The sequence below is a fragment of the Allobosea sp. 05L423 genome (assembly GCF_056397745.1).
This window is the reverse complement of sequence record NZ_JBFTOA010000001.1, coordinates 564,506-581,754: the sequence shown is the minus strand read 5'-3', so window position 1 is coordinate 581,754 and position 17,249 is coordinate 564,506. Positions and strand designations below refer to the sequence as shown.

The 17,249-nt window shown below is 61.9% G+C and carries 23 protein-coding genes; 6 read left to right on the top strand and 17 right to left on the bottom strand.

Annotated elements, in window-relative coordinates:
* Positions 1–48 precede the first annotated feature (48 nt).
* Positions 49–1,857: an acyltransferase family protein gene (locus tag AC1DNE_RS02910; RefSeq protein WP_476765430.1), complete on the top strand. Its 1,809-nt coding sequence runs from the start codon at positions 49–51 to the stop codon at positions 1,855–1,857.
* Between the two features lie 60 nt (positions 1,858–1,917).
* Here AC1DNE_RS02910 and AC1DNE_RS02905 read toward each other — a convergent pair whose 3' ends face one another.
* From AC1DNE_RS02905 to AC1DNE_RS02885, 5 genes are all read right to left on the bottom strand, one after another.
* Entirely contained in the window at positions 1,918–2,931 is a 1,014-nt protein-coding gene (locus tag AC1DNE_RS02905) for an acyltransferase family protein (RefSeq protein ID WP_476765431.1), read from the bottom strand.
* Between the two features lie 31 nt (positions 2,932–2,962).
* On the bottom strand, positions 2,963–3,220 hold the full coding sequence (locus tag AC1DNE_RS02900; protein ID WP_476840907.1) for a hypothetical protein: 258 nt from the start codon (positions 3,218–3,220) through the stop codon (positions 2,963–2,965).
* Positions 3,221–3,454: 234 nt separating this feature from the next.
* Positions 3,455–3,946, bottom strand: a complete 492-nt coding sequence (locus tag AC1DNE_RS02895) for a structural cement protein Gp24 (protein ID WP_476765458.1) — start codon at positions 3,944–3,946, stop codon at positions 3,455–3,457.
* A 30-nt stretch (positions 3,947–3,976) separates the two neighbouring features.
* Entirely contained in the window at positions 3,977–5,296 is a 1,320-nt protein-coding gene (locus AC1DNE_RS02890; protein ID WP_476765459.1) for a DUF2213 domain-containing protein, read from the bottom strand.
* Positions 5,280–5,654: a hypothetical protein gene (locus AC1DNE_RS02885; protein ID WP_476765460.1), complete on the bottom strand. Its 375-nt coding sequence runs from the start codon at positions 5,652–5,654 to the stop codon at positions 5,280–5,282. The genes AC1DNE_RS02890 and AC1DNE_RS02885 overlap by 17 nt, the downstream gene beginning before the upstream one ends.
* 55 nt (positions 5,655–5,709) lie before the next feature.
* On the opposite strand from AC1DNE_RS02885, the gene AC1DNE_RS02880 reads away from it, so the two are divergent.
* Positions 5,710–5,934 carry a hypothetical protein gene (locus AC1DNE_RS02880; RefSeq protein WP_476765461.1) on the top strand — a complete coding sequence of 75 codons (225 nt, stop codon included), beginning with the start codon at positions 5,710–5,712 and terminating at the stop codon, positions 5,932–5,934.
* On the opposite strand, the gene AC1DNE_RS02875 is transcribed toward AC1DNE_RS02880, so the two are convergent.
* From AC1DNE_RS02875 to AC1DNE_RS02860, 4 genes are read right to left on the bottom strand one after another with little or no spacing between them, the layout of a single operon-like run.
* Entirely contained in the window at positions 5,931–6,671 is a 741-nt protein-coding gene (locus tag AC1DNE_RS02875) for a phage head morphogenesis protein (protein ID WP_476765462.1), read from the bottom strand. The two genes, AC1DNE_RS02880 and AC1DNE_RS02875, sit on opposite strands and share 4 nt — an antisense overlap.
* Entirely contained in the window at positions 6,592–8,085 is a 1,494-nt protein-coding gene (locus AC1DNE_RS02870; protein ID WP_476840906.1) for a DUF1073 domain-containing protein, read from the bottom strand. Before AC1DNE_RS02870 ends, AC1DNE_RS02875 begins: the two co-directional genes overlap by 80 nt.
* Positions 8,078–9,496 (bottom strand): phage terminase large subunit, encoded by a 1,419-nt coding sequence (terL, locus tag AC1DNE_RS02865; RefSeq protein ID WP_476840905.1) that lies wholly within the window; start codon positions 9,494–9,496, stop codon positions 8,078–8,080. The genes AC1DNE_RS02870 and terL overlap by 8 nt, the downstream gene beginning before the upstream one ends.
* Entirely contained in the window at positions 9,483–10,028 is a 546-nt protein-coding gene (locus AC1DNE_RS02860; RefSeq protein ID WP_476765464.1) for a terminase small subunit, read from the bottom strand. The genes terL and AC1DNE_RS02860 overlap by 14 nt, the downstream gene beginning before the upstream one ends.
* 37 nt (positions 10,029–10,065) lie before the next feature.
* Between AC1DNE_RS02860 and AC1DNE_RS02855 the strand changes: the two genes are divergently transcribed.
* Entirely contained in the window at positions 10,066–10,395 is a 330-nt protein-coding gene (locus AC1DNE_RS02855; protein WP_476765465.1) for a nucleotidyltransferase family protein, read from the top strand.
* A 346-nt stretch (positions 10,396–10,741) separates the two neighbouring features.
* Here AC1DNE_RS02855 and AC1DNE_RS02850 read toward each other — a convergent pair whose 3' ends face one another.
* The 4 genes from AC1DNE_RS02850 to AC1DNE_RS02835 all read right to left on the bottom strand — a co-directional run bounded on the left by AC1DNE_RS02850 (position 10,742) and on the right by AC1DNE_RS02835 (position 13,385).
* Positions 10,742–11,095: a hypothetical protein gene (locus tag AC1DNE_RS02850; protein WP_476765466.1), complete on the bottom strand. Its 354-nt coding sequence runs from the start codon at positions 11,093–11,095 to the stop codon at positions 10,742–10,744.
* Positions 11,096–11,272: 177 nt separating this feature from the next.
* Positions 11,273–11,950: a transcription termination/antitermination protein NusG gene (gene nusG / locus AC1DNE_RS02845; protein WP_476765467.1), complete on the bottom strand. Its 678-nt coding sequence runs from the start codon at positions 11,948–11,950 to the stop codon at positions 11,273–11,275.
* The gene (locus tag AC1DNE_RS02840; RefSeq protein ID WP_476765468.1) at positions 11,947–12,819 is read right to left on the bottom strand and encodes a hypothetical protein; all 873 of its coding nucleotides are present in this window, start codon (positions 12,817–12,819) and stop codon (positions 11,947–11,949) included. Before AC1DNE_RS02840 ends, nusG begins: the two co-directional genes overlap by 4 nt.
* Before the next feature lie 29 nt (positions 12,820–12,848).
* Positions 12,849–13,385 (bottom strand): HNH endonuclease, encoded by a 537-nt coding sequence (locus AC1DNE_RS02835; protein ID WP_476765469.1) that lies wholly within the window; start codon positions 13,383–13,385, stop codon positions 12,849–12,851.
* Between the two features lie 74 nt (positions 13,386–13,459).
* Here AC1DNE_RS02835 and AC1DNE_RS02830 point away from each other — a divergent pair, with 74 nt between their 5' ends.
* Complete coding sequence (locus AC1DNE_RS02830) at positions 13,460–14,188, top strand: hypothetical protein (protein ID WP_476765470.1); 729 nt, start codon at positions 13,460–13,462, stop codon at positions 14,186–14,188.
* Positions 14,189–14,199: 11 nt separating this feature from the next.
* Here the strand turns inward: AC1DNE_RS02830 and AC1DNE_RS02825 are convergent, their stop codons facing one another.
* The 4 genes from AC1DNE_RS02825 to AC1DNE_RS02810 all read right to left on the bottom strand — a co-directional run bounded on the left by AC1DNE_RS02825 (position 14,200) and on the right by AC1DNE_RS02810 (position 16,223).
* Positions 14,200–14,424, bottom strand: coding sequence for a hypothetical protein (locus AC1DNE_RS02825; protein WP_476765471.1), 225 nt, complete (start codon positions 14,422–14,424; stop codon positions 14,200–14,202).
* A complete protein-coding gene (locus tag AC1DNE_RS02820; protein ID WP_476765472.1) occupies positions 14,424–14,690 on the bottom strand; it encodes a hypothetical protein in 267 nt (88 codons plus the stop codon). The genes AC1DNE_RS02825 and AC1DNE_RS02820 overlap by 1 nt, the downstream gene beginning before the upstream one ends.
* Positions 14,691–14,961: 271 nt before the next feature.
* On the bottom strand, positions 14,962–15,501 hold the full coding sequence (locus tag AC1DNE_RS02815) for a GcrA family cell cycle regulator (protein ID WP_476765473.1): 540 nt from the start codon (positions 15,499–15,501) through the stop codon (positions 14,962–14,964).
* The gene (locus tag AC1DNE_RS02810) at positions 15,498–16,223 is read right to left on the bottom strand and encodes a DUF2312 domain-containing protein (RefSeq protein ID WP_476765474.1); all 726 of its coding nucleotides are present in this window, start codon (positions 16,221–16,223) and stop codon (positions 15,498–15,500) included. Before AC1DNE_RS02810 ends, AC1DNE_RS02815 begins: the two co-directional genes overlap by 4 nt.
* A gap of 252 nt (positions 16,224–16,475) precedes the next feature.
* Between AC1DNE_RS02810 and AC1DNE_RS02805 the strand changes: the two genes are divergently transcribed.
* Complete coding sequence (locus AC1DNE_RS02805; RefSeq protein ID WP_476765484.1) at positions 16,476–16,736, top strand: hypothetical protein; 261 nt, start codon at positions 16,476–16,478, stop codon at positions 16,734–16,736.
* Positions 16,733–17,248 carry a siphovirus Gp157 family protein gene (locus tag AC1DNE_RS02800; RefSeq protein ID WP_476765485.1) on the top strand — a complete coding sequence of 172 codons (516 nt, stop codon included), beginning with the start codon at positions 16,733–16,735 and terminating at the stop codon, positions 17,246–17,248. Before AC1DNE_RS02805 ends, AC1DNE_RS02800 begins: the two co-directional genes overlap by 4 nt.
* Position 17,249 lies beyond the last annotated feature (1 nt).

Here is a 17,249-nt window from a genome sequence, read left to right as displayed (position 1 = left end):
GGCAAGTGAACGTTCTGTTGCGGCTAGAGGCGTGCTAGTGCGTCACGCATGAGCGCACGGATTCCGGCTATCGACGGCCTTAGAGGCATCGCCATTCTATTGGTGATCTACCAGCACTTGTTCGCGGGGGCGGTCATGGACGCCGTTCGATCGCGCTTCGGCACCTATCCCTGGGTTATTGGCAACGGCTGGATGGGCGTCGGACTGTTCTTCATCCTCTCTGGTTTCGTGCTGGCGCTGCCGTTCTTCGCGAGCGACAGGCCCTTGGAGTTTTGGGGCTTCGTTCGTCACCGAGCGAAGCGCCTGTTGCCCCTATTCCTKATCATGTGCGTGGTCAGCTTCGCCTTCACCCTTCACAAGGGCGCGCCGGACATCTTTTCGTTTCTGGTTACAGCCTCGACGCTGAACCTGCTGATCCCGTCCGAGTTCTTCCCGACGATCAACGGGCCGTTCTGGTCGCTAGGGATCGAAATCTGGTTCACGCCCTTTCTGCCCGTTCTGATCTGGTCGATGAGAAAGCATGGGCCACTCCGCGCGCTGGCTGCCATCGCGCTCGCTGCGTTCGTTGTTCGCTGCGTCGGGGCATATGTCCCGTTCATCAACGTGCATATCAATCCGGTCAAAGATTCCGTCTTTGCCAGGATGGATGACTTCGCTGTTGGAGCGGTGCTCGCTTGGGCTTTCGCACGCGGCAAGCTCCCAGCATTAGGACTTCGGCACGTAGCTATTGGCTTGGTGACGATGGCCTTCGCCGGCTTCCTATGGGACCTGAGAGTTCAACAATTGATGCCGCGCGGTCTAACCGCTGGCTTCAATGTCATCCAACAAATTGGCATCGCGATACTGATCGTATCGGCGCTGAACATCCGCGGCCGCTTTGCAGAGATCTTGAGCGTCTGGCCGCTGCGGATACTCGGGGCGATGTGCTTTTCAATCTACTGTTGGCATGCCCTGCTGCTGTCCCCGCAAATCCAAGGAACGCCGTTCGATTTGCGCATGCAGCTATCGTTCTGGCTGGCGTTGCTGTTCCTCTCGGCTGTCACCTACCGCTACATCGAGTTCCCGACCATTCCGATCCGCAAACTATTTCTTCTCGAAACCAACCGCCCCAACTTCGCCCGGTTGGGTGGCGCTGTAACGGCGGCGGCCGCCGCCGCTGCCCTGTGGCCATCCACCGAGCCGGCCCGAGCAGTCCCGGCCACTCAAGAGTCGTCTGCTCCCCAGCCTTCTCCCGACCAATCCGCTTCGGTGCTTCAAGACGGGACATATAAGAGCAAGGTCGAGAACTTCCACGGCCGACCTCAGGTCGACAATGCGATAGTCATGCTTGGCGACAGCATTACTGACCTGGGCGCGTGGAACGAGTATTTCCCCGGAACCGCGATCCTGAACCGCGGCATCAGCGGCGATACGACTGTCGGCGTGAACGCCCGGCTCGACGAGGTCACCGCTCGCAAGCCTCGCGCGATCTTTCTCATGATCGGGACGAACGACATCTTCTTCGGGGCCGAACCGAGCGTGGCGGCACGTCGTCTAGGCGCTATCCTGTCGAGGCTGAAATCCGACCTGCCTCAAACTAAGGTATTCGTGCAGAGCGCGATCCCAACGCGGCGCGGGCCGCCGTTTCAAGCTCTTCCCGGCGATGGCCTTCTTTCAAATGACCGGATCCGTTCGTATAACGAGCAGGCCCAGCATGAGGCTAAAATCAGCGGTGCCGAATGGCTCGACATAGGGGTGCTGTTGAGGGGCAAGGACGGCGCTCTGGCGGAGAACCTCACCTATGACGGTATCCATTTGAATGCAGCAGGATATGCTGTTTGGGCAAAAGCAATTCGCGGCCTAGTCGAAACAGGATGAACGCCGCCGCGTCGATGCAATAGAATAACGCGAGCCAAGGCGGGTCGAGCGCTGGTCGCTCTAAGTTCTGGCCAGCCGGACCGACTTCAGTTTTTCGATTGGCATTTCAATGCCGACACGCAACGCGATGCCGGCCAATATAGCGCACCCCGCAACCACAAAAGGATGCCAAGCCGGCATTACCAAAATCACGGCGTAATGGATCAGATAGATCGGGTAGGAAAGCTCCCCGATCGCCCTGTCCGCTGACGAATCCTTCGTCAAGTTGAACAGTGTCGGAACCGTTGCAGCGGTCAATCCGAATAGAGCCAGCGTCCGCCAATCCACCCCGAAGATCGACAGCGACGGCAGGATAGGGAAAAGGAACAATAAGGAGAACAGACCGAGCGAAGCCCATTTCGGAAGAAATACTCGGCTCGCATAAAGCCGATGAATGAGTATGCCTAGCAGGAAGAAGACCATCTCAAACGGCAAGAAGCGATAGGCCCATGGGTCATTCCACAACCCCATCTGCGCGGCAAAGACACGAGCCAAGACCGCTCCCCCGCACGCCGCCAGCAACCAAGTCGTTCGCCACCGGACCAGCCACGGAGCCATAGCGTAGAAGGCGATCTCCAAGCTTAGCGTCCACGCAACAGGAATCACCATGAGATGATGCGGCTGATAGTCGGCTGCCGCGAATGCCTCACGCGCTGAAATCACGCCGCCGACGTTCTGAATAAAGAGAAGACCATCCAGACCAACAATGAATATGTTGGACAGGAACGCCCAAACCTGCACCCAAGTGGGCAAGCCTTGGGCAACAGCGAACACCGAACCGCCCATGACCAGTAGGGTGACTCCAAGCGCCACCCAATAGCCTGGCATTAGGCGAAACAGCCGCGCACTCCAAAAGGCTCCGAGGTCGGCTTTTCCTGACGGTAGGCGATACTTCCCTGTCAGAACCAGCGACATATAGAAACCGGACAGGATGAAGAACACCTGCACCGCTAAAGACGCGCTGATCATCGGGCCGCTGGCTCCCCAGGCCGTGTGCCTGAAGACCACCGACATAGCTAAAAGAAAGCGCAGCACTCCCATCCGCTGGCCGTATCATGCCGTGGGCCTAAGGCAAAGGCGCAGGCCAATACATCCGGTGCAGGTCGATGAGCGTCCCGTCGAACCATGCATCGTTCGCGAAGCACCAAGTCGATTGGTCACCCGTGAGATAGGTGAAATAGACCTTCCCATTCCATTCGATGAAATCGACATCGGAGTTGTTTGTGCCCTCACCCGCATCTGGCGACATCAGGTTGTGATAGGCATCAAGGCCGGGTCGTCCGTGGAAGTCTTCAATGGCACAGAAGTCATTCGTGCGCCCCATAACGCTCTCGAATGACCCACCATTGTTCCACATGTAGGAAACGAGATAATATCCGTTTTCAACGTAACGGATCGTCGGGCAGGCTGAGTAAAAGTCTCCATGGCATAGGCCACCGATGTCGGGGCCGAGACAGGCGTCACCGGCCCCGCAACGCGATGCGAGATGAAAGACATTTCGGATTGCTCCATGAGGACGGGAACGCCTTGCCCAAGGGCGAAGAGATAGGCTGAGGCGTTAGATCTTGTAGGCGATCTCAACGATGCCGTTGGCGTCGGCGGGGCCGGTGAAGAACGCGTTGGTGATTGCGACGCCGGTACCGCCTCCGGCCGGCGAAGCCGAAGTCACGACATCTCCCACCGCGACCGTGCCACCGGCAGTGGTGACAACAAAGACCTGCCCATCCTTCGCGGCGGTGCCGAGCTTGAGCGGGACGGTGATGAAGCCGCGGCGAAGGCGATCGGCGATTCCGATCGCCGGGGGCGTCGCAACGCCCAGGCCATTGCTCGACGACTGGGCCGGATAGGGGCGGACAAGCCAGCCGGAGCAGACCGTTCCGGCATCGCCGGAGCCCAAGGGCTGCAGCTTGCCCGAGACGATCTTGACCGCCTGGCCATAGGCCGTCGGCGGCGTGTTGGAATCGATCAGCTCCTGCTCGATCGTCAGGCTGTCCGAGCGAGAAACCGAACCGGCGAAGCCCGCCGGCACACGGGTGACATAAGCGACCATCGGATGTGCTCCTGTTGCGGGTCGGGTTGATCAGGCGTTGGACCGGCGGGCCTTGAGCAGCTCGGCGTAGCGTGCCGGGGTCATGGGGCCCTGCGGGAAGGTGGCGGTTCGGCCGGCCGGGCGATTGGCCGCCTTGGCCAGCTCAGAGGCTGCGGTGAAGATCGCCGCCACGCTGTCGGCGGTCATCTTGCCGAAATCGGCCTTACGCCCGGCGAGGACGGTCTCGACATGAGCCTTCCGGCTCTGGTCTGCCGCCGCGCCGGTCAGCGCGCGGACCTGGAGGTCGCGCAGCGCAGCATGGGCCGCCTTCGGCTCCGCCTTCGCATCGAAGGTCGGGAGTTTGATGCCGGGGTTCAGGATCTCGGCACGGGCGCGCGCGTCGGCGAAGGCGTCCATCGTGACGGGCTCGGTCCCGCCGTCATCGTCGGAGGTTGCCTCCTCCTTCTTCTCCTTCTCGGGATCCTCGTCCGAAGTCCCTTCGCGGCCGGCCTCGAGCTTGGCGAGACGAGTGCCGATGTCGTCGAGCGCTGCGGTGATCTTCGCGAGCGGATCATTCTCGTCCTGTGCCACGGGCTTCTCCGGCTCTCCGGTCTCCGGCTGCTTGACTTCGATGACGATCTTTTGGGGCTCTTCACCCTCCAGCTCGTCCTTCGCGGCCTCCAGCTCTTCGTTGAAGGCGGCTTCGTCATTGGCCTTGAAGGCCGTCGTCAGTCGGTCCCAGACCGAGCGCTTCTTGGCCATTCCGGCCTCCTTTGTTTTCGATGGGGGATCGTCCGGCAAACCATCCTGAATGGCGCAGGCCGGACCGCCGCGCCCCCGTTCCACCAAGGCAACGTGATTGCCGATGATCTGCGTCTGTCGGCCGAGGCCGGGCCTGACTTGCTCTCGCGGAGCGCTGTAGCCGGGCGAAAGCTCGCGCTTGCTGGCGAGAACTTCTGCAATGGCGTCTTCGTCAGTGATCAGGAGGTCGGCCAGCAGATAATCCGACTCTATCCCATCGCCTCGCCGCGGATTGAGAGTGACGCCAACGCAATAGGTGCGGAACGTCTCAGGCTTGACGAAATCTGGCGGATGGTTGTTCGTTACCGGCTTCCCGACGAACGAAGAGATTGTCTCCGGGGCGAACAGCACATCCGCATCGCGGGTAATGGTGATCATGCCGGGGCCGGACGGCTCGATGTCCGGCACTTCGTCTTGCCGGTAGAGCATCGGCCCGATGCGAGCGACGCGAGCGCCCTCGCAGAACAGATACCCTTCCGGCGTCAGATACCGCGTGCGTCCAATCTGCTCATCGACCAGGACATCAGCAGCCCGGTCGATAGTCTCGCCGGCATTAGGCGCTGAAGACACGGTACCACTTCCCGACGACCGGGCAGACGTAGGTGGCAGACTTGCCCGCAGCCTGAGCGACGCCGGTCGCAGTGGCGACATCATTGATGGTGTCGGTACCGGCGCCAAAGACCTGCAGTGAGTTGGATGCGTGGCCGTTAACGACATGGATCACCATGGCGGCCTCGCTGGGCGGGAGCTTGACGCTGTCCGCGGCCGTCGCCACCGTTGCCACTCGGCTAATTGTGGCTGTGAGCTGATAGGCGCCGGCTTGCCCACCTCCGGCAGCCGCCGTGATGCCGTCCTCGCAGCTCTGATAGAGAAAGCGACCGATGTACGCCTTGGCGAAACCGATCCAACCCTTGTACAAATAAGCCATGGCGAATGATCCTCAGCACGAGGCGGAAGCCGCCCCGATCCATTGGGAAGAGGTGGTGGAAGACCTGCTTGAGCAGGCCGAAATCACGCGCGATGAGCTCGCCGAAGGCCGCGAGCCTTTGGAGAGGGCTATCGGTCTCGCTCCGATGACGATCGAAGACACGGTCGAGTGGGCCGGCGCTTCGACTATTCGGCGGTTCGCGAAGGCTCTCGAAGCAATCGCTACTGGCACCGAGGATCCTGCGGAGATTGCCCGCGATGCCCTCGACGCCGGCTCCTAGTCATCAGGGATCACCGGTTCCGCCCAACAGCGGCAGTTCCAAATGCCTCCGGGCAATGCTCGGTGGCCGGGGTCGCATTCCGGCGGCTCATCCCATCGGAACGATTGGCCGTTCAGCCCCCTATGCGTTTCGCGGACCCGGTTGTCACCAACCGTGCGCCAGATGAAGTGCGTCGAGCCGACGCTCGTGGCATTCGCCTTGGCGAGTTCGACTTGTGTCCTCGAAACCTCTGTCCGAGCGATCGTATCGGCGCGTGATCTCGACACATCGCCGGACCGCATGATCTCGGCCGCGATCTCGTTCGCGCGACCGCCCTGGATGACGGCTTCCTGCGAGAGCTTATGAACCCGCTCCGCCGCATCGGTCGGGAGGCTGGTGATGAGCTTGACCTGTTCTGCGAGCGATTGCCGCATCACGAGTCCTGTGGGGGCATTCGCGATCTGCTTTCGCATGGCTGCGCCCATCTCGCGGGCCGCTTCCATCCACGCGGCGCGTTCCCGCGCAGCGACTTCCGTGACCATACGCTGGCCGACGGCCGCCGCCCATGGCTCGATCAGGCGAGCGTAGGCGGCCAGGGCCTTCTCGATGGCGGTCGCCTGCCCGACCGGATCGAAGGCAAAGCCTGAGACAATGTCCCCAATATGCTTCGCGACCCGCCTAAGCTGTCTGGCGTAGCTGGCTTCGACCTTGCGGGCCCGCTGCCAGTTCGCCTTCGCGCCCGTCGGCTTCCTGTCCATCGTCAGCGCGGGAAGCGCCATTTCCTGACAGTGGCGGCACATCGGCATCCTCCGGAGCCGGGGGCTCCTCTTCGGCTTCGGCGATGTCGTCGTCTGAGATGTTTGACCAGACGCCCGTCACATCCGCAGACTGCCGCAGTTCCTTCATCGCCGACGGCTTCGAAACGAGCCCGGAATCGTAGGCCTGGGTGACGGCATTCGTGATGCCGACCGCGATCTGCGCCTTTTCCAGATCGGACGTCTGCCAGAGGCTATTGAACTCGAAGTTTAGGTCTTCTGGCGGATCGCCCCCGATCTTGGAGCGGTAGATCAGGCCGAGGATCATCTCGAAGGCCCAGCGAAGCCGCGCCTCCTGCTGTTGCTTGATCAGGTCGTAATAGAACCGGATATCGCTTTCGCCGGTGGCATTGAGTCCCGCCGGGCTTTGCCCGAACAGGCGGACCAGAGGGATCTGTAACGACCCGGAAATCTGCTGCGCGAACTGCAGCAGCACATCCGACAGCCCCGAGAAGGTGTAGCTGTGCGTGGTGAACTCGTCTTCGGCGTCAACCAGAGACAACCCTTCGGAGGACTGGAACTTCCTGATCATGTCGAACATCTTGATCAGGGCTTCTTCGGCCGGGCCGCCGGCAGCGAGAATATCGCGAAGGTTCTTCACCTTCACGGTGCGCAGGTGCGCCTTGTAGACGAGCTGAGCGGTGCCCTGCGTCGTGGAGTCGAACGCGACTAGACGGTCATAGATGCGCTCGACGACAGAGAGGCCCCAACCGTACTCGGCGACCTTTTGCCAATACGGGAGGTCAATGCCCTCCATGCGGATCACCCGGCTGTAGTGGATGCGCTTCCCACCGAAGGCTGGGGCGCTGACCATCACATCGTAGAAAGCCGGCTTGCCGAGATGCGGCCCGAGCTCCTGGACCGTTTCGTCGATCGCGGGGACGACAACCCAACGGTCAAGGCACAATACGCCGCGGAACTGTCCCTTCGAGACCGCCTCTGGACGAAGCGGCGTTTCGACATCCTGGCCGTCGACCAGAAGCACACCGATTGCGCCACCGTACAGCCGGCTCCACTTGATGACCTCGGTCAGCACCGGCCAGATGCCGAGACGATCCACCTCCTTCTGGAGCAGGTCGATTTGGTCAGGTGCGATATCAGACGAGATGTCGATACCGGCCCGCGTCATGTCCTCTGCGACGCAATCAACTGCTTGGCCGATGATCCACGACCCGCGATACATCCACTCCAACTGCGCGCGCTGGCGGGTGATCGGGTTCAGAGTGTAGGTCGCGCCCGAAGCGAGATTGTCGACGCCGGAACCGATGCCGAGCCTTGCGGCTACGTTCTGGAACGAATCCTTCGTCGGCGATGCGGATCGTCCGGCGGGGACCCGGACCCGCATCTTCTCAACCATTGCCGAAGGCCTTTGCCCAGATCATTGGATCGAACGTTGAATCGAGGAGAGCGTTGAATGCCCTGCTGGTGCTGTCCGCGTCATCGTCGTGGGCCGCCTCTGGAAACGCCTCCAACGAGGAAAACCACTGCTCGTTCCATAGCCCCCGCAGGACCAAGACATTTCCGGCTTCAGCCTGGGCAGAGAATGGGCTGAACCTGGTGACCTTGTCGCCGGATTCGGGCGTGGCTCGAACAACGAAGCCGCTGAGCAGCTTCGTCAGGTTTTGCACCTGCGATTTGCCGGCCTGGCCTGGGTCCTGAGGCAGGGAAATGTGGGTGACACGGCTATCTGCCGAAGCGGTCTTTTTGATTAGCGCTTCAACGCCAGACGGCGATAGGTGATCAGCGACGTGGTGCGCGACAATGTACCTGCCATCATCGAGACGGCCGATCCTTGTGCCGGCGGTGGCGTCCGGATCGTTGCCTTCCGTCTTTGGCGTCGCCCCCAGATCCCAGCCTCTCACCCAGCGAACCACATTCGCCGGAACAGCATCGACGACCTCGCACCATCCCCGTTTAAACAGCAGCCCGGATGCAGGCCTGATCTTCCAGTTTCCGCCGAGGAGGCGCTCGCGCTCGACCGTCGGCAGCGCCATGAGGTTGGCGACATAGCCGGGGTCGGCAGCCATGAGCGCGCGATTGTCGCTCAGCTTGGCCGGGATGAAGGTGACCGACTTCGGCGGGATTGGCTTTTCTTCGCCGTTCTCGTCGGGCGCGGTGTGCTCGGCTAAATCCTCAGGCCGATCGGCCCAGAGGATCTTGTCGCCAATGCGGACGAACCAGCGCAGAACGCCGGCACGCCCCGGAATGGCAAAGCCGGTGTTCTGGTCGATCCACCACGATATGAACTCGGCGACCCAACTATCAGCGTCGGGGTTGCAGGTCGCTCTGATGTAGGGCCGAACACCGCTCATCGAGCGGTTGCGGCTGACCATGTACCAGAACTGCTTCGCGCTGAAATGCGTCAGCTCATCGAAACAGATCAGGGGGATCTGCGAGCCCTGCCAATTCAGGACCGTCTTGTCGTGCTCGAGGTGGCCGAAGCTCACCGTGCATCCGCTCGGGAACTTCCACTGCAAGTCCGGCGCGCTGCGCGGGTTTGCCCTAAGATCGGGATAGAGCTTCTCGCTCTCGTCCCAGAGGCCGCCCTCGTTTCGGACCTGGACCAGCGAGCGGCGAAAGAACACCGCGCCGAAGTCGGGGTTGGCGATGTGGCGCAGCGGCTCCATCAGGAGCGCCCAGGTCTTACCACCACCCGCCTCACCACCGTAGATCGCGATGTCCGCGGGGCTCGCGAGAAACTGCGTCTGCGGTCCCGGCTGCGGCCTGATGACCTTCGGGGCGCCCTGCCCGCGCTCAGCCTCGGCCATTGTCGGGTAGCTGGAAGATCGTCACCGGCGTGACCGGCAAATCCTTTCCATCCTTACCGGTCAGCTCGACCTTGTCCTTAAACATGCCGAGATGCTTGCCGAGCTTTTCAAGCGCTCCCAGCTTGTCGTGCAGCTTGAACTTGATGCGTCGAACGTCACGGGCATCGTCGCCGCGCCCTTCCTTGAAGTCCTCGACCGTCACCTCTGCGAGCGCGGCCTTCTGATCGTCGGTCAGGTCGGCATACACGAAGAACGGGTCGCCGCCGCTCGTGGCATGCAGATAATCGCCCATGTTGGCGAAGCCGACCTTGGCGAGCTCAGCGACGATGCGCTCGATCGTGACACCGGCCTTCTCAGCGCATTCGCCCAACAGCTCATCGACGCGTGAACGGACCTTCTCATTTCCGCTCAGTCGCGATGCATTGCTGTCGCTCTTCGCATACCCTGCTGCGACGTATGCGGCAGAGGCGCTTAGACCCTTGGCCAATTCCTGAGCGAACCGCTCATGTTTTGGATTGGAGAGGACAGGCACCTACTCTACTCGCGACAAAGGGTGAGAGGTTATTGGGTTGGTAATTCCGCTGGACCGTGCACACATCGAAGCCATTCGCGCTTGGGCGAAGACCCAGGACCGCGTGAGAGCGATCCGCCTGTTCGGCAGCCGAGCCAAGGGGACGAACCGCCCTGATAGTGACATCGACCTAGCGGTCTCGGTGAACGAAGACCTTCGTTACACGCGGGCGACAATCTGGATGTTCAACGCCCCCGAATGGGGAAAGCATCTGTCCGGCCTGATCGGAACGCCCGTGGATGTTCGCATCACCGATGTTGGCAAGCCATGCCGCATAAGGCGCTACTGCCGGGAAACCGGGAACATCCTCATCTACCGTCGTCGCTGATACGAGAAAGCCCGACCTGCTAAGGCCGGGCTCCTGTTACCCTTGGCGCTGATACATCCGCAGTCGCCGGGCAAAGCTTCGCTTGAGCCGCTGGAAGACGGCGCGGGGTTCGGGGAGCATCAGCCGAAGCGAGCACACACACCGAACAAACCATGAAAGTTGTTCTCGCTGATTTGCGACACGCTGTCAACTGACGCTGCGCGGCTCCTTGCGAAATAGGCTGTAGCAATTCACGTTCACCGGGGGGGCGAAGATGCGACTGCCGAATGATGCGCTAATCGAAGTTCTGCGCGAGGCATATTGCTGTCCGCATTTTGGCTCATGCAAGCAAGCGAAGTTTCGTCCATCAGTTGGGCACATCCCGCGTGGCTTTTTGGGTGCGAGCGGGGATCTCTGCGATGTCGAAGCGATATTCGTTGTTGCGGAGCCGGGGCACCCGGGTCCGAGCGAGACGTATCCTGATGGCGCATCGGCCGGCCAACTGCTGCAGGAAGCAGTTGGGCACACCTACAACTGTTACCGAAACGGCATAGACCAGTTCCATCGCAATATGCGCTGGGTCATGGACCAACTCTGGCCCGGCGAATTCGACGAGCAGTTGCGAAGGGTTTGGATCACTGAAGGCAGGCTCTGTAGCATCGACCGGGAGATTGGCGCGTTCAATGATAGGTTGTGCGCGCCGCTGTATCTTCGGCGTCAACTTGAGCTCATGCCTTCTGCCACGGTAGTTCTATTCGGCGGGAAGGCGCAGCACAGGGCTGCGCAGGTCTCCATAGTCTCGGATCGGCTGGTCATCGGCGCGCGGGCGCTCGCTCCTCCGGGCGCCAACCACAAGGCCTCGCGAGTTTCTTGGGCGAACGCGATTGACGCGATCGTGTCACGCCGCCTGTAGTGACGCCACGCTCATTGTCGCCGGGATCTCATTGCCAAACGACCGTATCAGCACCTTTGCGCTGTGAAGACCGATAGCCTCGACGATCGTGGCCTGAAATGCCATGAACGGTCCGTCGATAATGGTGGCCTCGTCGCCTGGTTTGAAATTGGCTTCCGGTGCCCTAGGCTTCTCGGGTGCGATGTTGTTCTGATACTCAGCAATCGCCTTGAGAACAGCGTTTGGTACGCGGAGCCAGCCTCGGCTGTTGCTCGCGATCTCCTGAACCCCGTCGATGTCGAACACGCTGCTGATCGGCTTCCCTTTCACGATGAAGCGTTGAGGTTCGCCCTCACCAGTTAGCAGCGGGCCGGAAGCGAAGAGGTACCGCACGAAGGTCGCGACATCCCCGTCAAACGTCGCGCGCGCGCCGATCGTCACCACTTTATGGCTACTTGGCCAAAATGTCTGGCATCCCGCCTCCTCTAGCCCTGCGGCAGCGCGCGCCTCGCACCGCGGCCCCGTGTAGACGAGGAACCACTTCCTCTCGGGAGACAGGTCCAAGTCAGTCGGCGCCGGATTGAGGGTGATGACCTCGCGCCGCTCCTTCGGGCCTGGCGGCTTGGCCGCAGCCTTCACGGTCGCCTTCTTGGCCTTGTCCTGCCGGCGGTTTCTCTTGCTCATGCGGCTCTCTCGATCGATGGAGGCAGGCGGGAGGGGAAGTACCAACCCTCGGTTCGGTGCTCGGGATAGAATTTCGAGATTGGCTCCTTGCCGCGATGGCGAGACCATGCGGCCCATTCCTCGCTGCCTCTGGCGACGAAGACGGATGCCGGCGGCTGATCGTCCGGGGGCAGCTGGTAGTCCTGCCAGCGCTCTTGGTTGAGCCAGGTGACGGCCTGGGCGCATTTCTCGGTACCGGCGCGGTTTGCCCTTCGCTCGATTTCGCCGAAGCGCTTGGCACCACCGATGATGACATCCGGGTCGACCCCGCGCTTCACGGCGCGATCGAACTTCTCCCGAGCAGGTTTCTTCGGATCGGACGCCTCGCCGCGATGGGGATAGGCCTTCCAGAATTCCTCGAATTTCTCCTCCGCGGCTGGTCGCGTCGGCTTGCCGACCGACCGAACGTTGGTCGTAGAGCTCTTGGATTCAGGTAAGAACCTATCTGTCTCTGTCTCTGTATCTGGGGGCGTTGCGAAACGTCCCTGCAACGTTGCATGGCCGTTGCCGTGAGCAGATGAGACGTTGCGCTTCGCCTCACGGTGCTTCCGAGAACGTTCCGTGCTGTTGTCGCTCTCGTACTGGCGCCGCTTCCAGGCCGCGATCGCGTCCGCCTCGATCATTCCAATCTCAGCCATGGCGGCAAACGCCGCCTCGATGCTGGCTGCGGGCTCACCTAGGATAGCTGCTACGCGGCGCGGGGTCGTTTCGAAGCGCCCGCCGTCAGCAGTCTCCGCGGCGCTCTCAAGCAGCGCGTGCCATACGGCGATGGCGACCGAGCGTGAGCACCCGGCAACGATCGCCGCCTCGGCTAGCTTGTCGTCCTTCACCGTCCCGGCATAGGCACGATACCAGCGTGTCATGACAACCACTCCTCGGGCGTACGTCCGCCCTTGGAACGGTTGCAGCGCCAGCAGGCCGCTATCAGGTTCTCTTCGTCATTCGATCCACCCTGAGAAACCGGAATGACGTGGTCGAGATCGAACGGACCGTCCGCGGTGCCGCAATAGCCGCAGCGATAGTTCGACGTGGCGAGGACAGATGCTCTTTTGGCCGCGCTAATCGCTGGCCGTTTGGTACCAAGCTGAGGCGTTACCTGCAGCCAATCTTCGCGCAATCGCCAACGCGCATCGGTGATCGAAAAGAACCGTGCGACTGTCGCCCGCACGCTCAGCCATTCCGCGAGACTTAGCCCTGCCGTCCGCGCTAGGCGTCGGTCATCGTCGGGTAATCCCTCGGAGGACGGCGGGGTGTAGGTCCAAACTAGCGTCGCAGCATAGGCCGAAACGATCCGGAGGAGCGCCTGCAGTTCGATCGGCTCAAGAATCTGCACCCTTGGGTCGAATAGCAGGGCAGCCTTCAGGAACAGGTCATTTGTGTCTGACCCGAGGCTCATGCTGCCCTCGTAAAGCTGTGGAACTCTGACGCCCGCAACTTGCGCGAGAGCGTGCGCGGCAGCAGCGTCAGCCGATGCAAACTCCGAGCAGAACCGAGCTGGTCACCTACGTGATCGCGTTGATTTTCGTGGCCGGCGTTCACATTCTGCCATGGATGGCCGATGCCTGTGAGCAGACGGCATGGAAAGGCATAATGGCTGTGAGCGGGCCGTCCTGCACCGAGTTCTGGATCAACCGCTATCAGACCGCATGGGCCGGGCTTATCGGCGCCAGCGTCGCTCTTGCAGCCGCCTGGATAGCTTGGCACTCCATCCAGATTCAGATCACGAGAGATGGTCGGGCAGCACGCGACCAGGCTCGCCAACAGCGCAATTTTCAGATGCAACGCCTCCGACAAGAGATTGAAACGCTTGCAGCTTTTAAAGAGCGGATCCGCAGCTTCAGTGAGGAGATGAAAAACCTGCCAACAGACACGAATTTTGCCCCAGTGCGCGCCTTCGTCCGCTCGACGCCTCCTAGCTCGATCGGACTGGCGATGCTTCAACAATCGAAAGCCAGCAATGACTACGCGATCTGGGCTCAAAAGCTGGCGGAAGCTCGTAGCTTGGCGCAAATGCACTTGAACAACCTTCCTGCGGGCCCATCCGCAAATGCTGTTGCAAGGGCGTGGCTGAATGATTTTTGGAAACAGATCCCGTCGGAGATCGAGCGAGGCTCTCAGTTGACGCGGCAGGCGACGCTGGAGATCGAACAAAAGGAACAGATGATCGCTGCGCTTTCCGCAGATAACTTCGAGCAGTAATGAAGCGCTGCTCATGGCAGCACCTCAATATCCTCAGGCACGGCCGAAATCAGCCAGCCGGGCAAGCCGCCATCGATCTGGATCATCACCCTGTCAGGCGTGGCTATGCGCTGGCGGAAGGAGTTGACGGCCTTTCCTGTCTTGCCGGCGCAGGGGCCGCGGAGAACGCGCACGCGGCGGCCGATGATCGGGTCGCGCTGCATCGGCTTCGGCTCTGGCTTCCGCTTGGCGGTCATCAGGCGGCCTCAGATGCTCTTGCTAAATGCTGCACGCGCCAAGCCTTGTCTGCTTCGCGTTCCGCCTTCCGTCGCGCACGGCGCGCGGCGAGCCAATCGCGGCGCGTCTGAACGGCGAATGCGATCGCATCTTGTAGGTGCGTCTGAAGAAGATCGCAGTTCCAGCCAGTGTTCTTGAGGGCGAGTTCTGCCGCCTCCGGGTCCTTCAAAATTCGGGGGGGGAACTTGCTGACGCGGAGCTTCAGCATCTGAACGTCGTCGTTCATGTGGTCTCCTATCTGCAGCGTGACGGTCATTGTGATTGGCGCTCTTCATCGCGAGCGCGAGCGATGGCGTTGGCCGCTGCGGCGGGAGTGCATTCGAGGCGCCAGGCTATATCGACGTTGTCGAGGCCAGAGCGGAACAGGCTAAGAGCGGCGGCCGCGCCGATACCGTCTAACTCATCGTGCCGAGCCGGGAGGCCAGTCCCGATCAGCATCAGCGGGCGGGCCGTTTGAAGCCGAAGCGGACGGAGGCTGAAGTTTGTGGCGGCCTCGTTCATGCCGCCCTCGGGAGTCTGAAGATGCCGAGCTTCTTGTCGAGGCTTTCGGTCCGCCGCGGGGAATATGCGATCGTCGCGCAGTGGGCGCAGTAGACCCGGCCCTCTTCAGTTTTGGAGCCGCAGTAGCGCTTTTCCGCCGACGGGGCGTCGGTTTCCCAGAGAGGCCAGCGGCATAGGCCGTCGCGGAGACCCATGATGCTGACGCCAGCGGTTTCCGGTTTGGCGATGGGTTCCAGGACCGGAGCAGGCGCGACCGGAACGCCCATCAGCTCCGCAGCGGGCGGCAAGCCGAACACCTTCGCGCGCTTGGCATGGTATCTCTGACGGTCTGTCGCGCGTCTCGTGGCAGCGCGGACGATCGGCTCGACGCGCGGCGCGAGATAACGGCTCAGGCGAATGCCGCGGCGAGCACAGCGGCCGATCACGGCATTCCGAGAGCACCCGAGCTGTTCGGCGATCTGCGACGCGCTGAATTCGCGGGCGAGCTGGGCAAGGCTGTGGTCACTTACGGTCGACCAGTCGAAAACCGCGCTCATGCCTGATCTCCGAAGGAATGGTGATCGTGGGGTTTGCGGATGAAGGCCGGAACGCCGGCTTCGTCTCCGTCGCCCTGGTCCTTCGCCGCCCGCTCACACTCACCGCAGTGCTTGGAGCCGTAGCTGCCGCAGGAATCCGGTCGCTGGCAGTGCGGCCGCAGCGGCTTCGCAGGTGGGAGTTTCCATCCGGGCTCTGGCGCGCCGGCTCTCACGGCACTTCCGGTACCTGCCCCGGATGGCTGCTCGGAATTTGGCTGGGCGGTTCGCACGCCCATCTCCGGCATAGAGCCCGGATGCTCCTCGGTGTGGCCCTCTCGACCCGCAAGCGTCTCGCTACCTGTGCCGGCAAGGGAGGCTTCGGCTTGCGGACCTGCCTCCGAGGATGGCTCGTCGACCGCGCTTAGATCGCGGTTAGAGGGCCTCTGCTGTGCATTCGGATGGGTCGCACGTGTATGCGCACCCGCGTCGCGCGCCACGTGCGCACGTGAGGGCTTATCGGCATTCAGATAGGATTGCAGATACAGATCGAAGATCGCATCGAACTCGGCGACCTCCTCCTGATCCTTGCCGAGGTGCTTCACGACGGCGCGCAGCACCTTCACGTCGTAGCCGTTCGAGCGGGCCTCGGCGTAGACCTCCTTGATGTCGTCCTCGATCGTGCGCTTCTCCTCCTGGAGACGCTGGACGCGTTCGATGATGGATTTGACCTGATCGTCACTCATCGCCTCACCTCGCCAGCAACTTGCCGAGCCGGACGTTGAGCGCGCCGAAGCGCATCAACCGACCCGCTATGGAAATCCGGGTCGAGCGCGAGCAACGCCGCCTCAACACGCGCAAGACGCGCCTCAAGAGCCGTAGCTTCATTCTGGAATGCCTTTTCCTGTCGCCCGCATCGTCGATGGCCTTGGCAACCTCGCCGCCGCGCTACTGCTCGTCATCGGCGGGTGCTGGCTGGTCGGGTGGAGCACCTTGGCATGATCCGCCGTCTCGCCCGTCAGGCGCTCGCCTCCTTCCGGTCGATGCTCGCCAAGCGACGCAAAGCGAAGGAAGCCGCCCGCATCGATCGCCGTCTCCGCGTCACCAGCCCGGAGATCGTGAGCCTGCGGGAGAAGATCGCCGAGCATTCGCGGTGTCACCGCAAGGTCGAGCCTCTTCGCCGCCAGTTGCACGACCACGTCATCGCCAACCTCGCTCGCGAGCAAGGCCGCACTGTCCCCGAAAGGAAATCGGCATGAACGCGCACAGCGATATCGCCAAGGTTCAGCGTGAGCTGGACGCCGCCAAGGTGCTCCGCGAGCAGATCGCCGACCTCGCCCAAGGCGACGAGGATTTCATCCGCGACACGCTCGAAGGCGAGATGGACTTCGAGTGGATCGTCTCGAAGCTTCTCGGCGAGATCGGAGAGGACGAGGCGCTCGCGAAGGGCATCGAGGGCTATGAGGCGGAGCTCGCCGCGCGCAAGCAGCGCCTCGCCAACCGCGCCAAGCTCAAGCGCTCGCTGATCTGCACGGCGCTGGAGATCGCCGGGCGCAAGACGATGGAGCTTGATGTCGGAACGGTCACGCTCTCGGCGGTGAAGGCGAAGGCCATCGTGACCGAGGAGGCCGACATCCCGGCCGAGTTCTTCAAGCCCCAGCCGCCGAAGCTCGACCAGACCGCCCTGTCCGCTGCGCTCCGTGAGGGCCGCGAAGTCAAGGGCGCCACGCTGTCCAATGGCGGCAACACCATCAGCATTCGGAGGTCGTGAC